Annotated in this window: 1 protein-coding gene and 1 pseudogene; both read left to right on the top strand. The window is 65.9% G+C overall.

Features of this window, described 5'->3' with window-relative positions; genetic code table 11:
* Nucleotides 1–274: 274 nt before the first annotated feature.
* Nucleotides 275–579 (top strand): annotated as a pseudogene (locus CCN72_RS36625) (PadR family transcriptional regulator).
* Nucleotides 576–741: ATP-binding cassette domain-containing protein (locus tag CCN72_RS36620; RefSeq protein WP_143664338.1), on the top strand; the 166-nt coding region annotated here is incomplete at its 3' end. The pseudogene CCN72_RS36625 and the gene CCN72_RS36620, both read left to right, overlap by 4 nt.

Here is a 741-nt window from a genome sequence, read left to right as displayed (position 1 = left end):
GCGCGGTGGCCGCCGCGCTGTCGCGCTCGTCTCTCTTCCGCTCGTCCCATGGGTCCTTCGCTCCGCTTCCGTCTCGGTGGTCAGCTCCGAAAGCTAACACCCGCCTATATGACAAAGGGCAGCTGATCCGCTCTTTTACGGACGTGAGAATCAGCACCTGCTCCAAGGGAACCGACGGTTACCAGGGGCCCAAGGTTGCTCCGCGTCCGGAAGTCATTGAGCTACACCCGGTGTGTATACACATTGCGTATACACGGTGTGTAGAGTGCGGGGCATGTCCATCGGTCACACCCTCCTAGGACTCCTGGAGTCCGGCCCGCGCCACGGTTACGACCTCAAGCGGGCCTTCGACGAGAAGTTCGGTCAGGACCGGCCCCTGCACTACGGCCAGGTCTACTCGACGATGTCCCGGCTGCTGAAGCACGGCCTCGTGGAGGTCGACGGCATAGAAACCGGCGNNNNGACCTCGCCGACCAGCTGATCTGCGACCACGCCCTGTTCCATCTGGAGGCCGATCTGCGCTGGCTGGAACTGACCACCGCCCGTCTGGACAAGCTGCGCGCGGAGGTCGCCGCATGACTCCTCCCCCCGGTTCCCTGCTCACCGCCCGGGACCTGCGCAAGGCGTACGGCCCGACGGTCGCGCTGGACGGCGCCGAGTTCTCCATCCACCCCGGCGAGGTCGTCGCCATCATGGGCCCCTCGGGCTCCGGCAAGTCGACGCTGCTGCACTGCCTGGCCG

The organism is Streptomyces murinus (assembly GCF_002154555.1).
In the GTDB taxonomy this organism is placed as follows: Bacteria; Actinomycetota; Actinomycetes; order Streptomycetales; family Streptomycetaceae; genus Streptomyces; species Streptomyces murinus.
The sequence above is the reverse complement of the archived record's forward strand: the minus strand, read 5'-3'. Positions and strand labels throughout refer to the sequence as shown.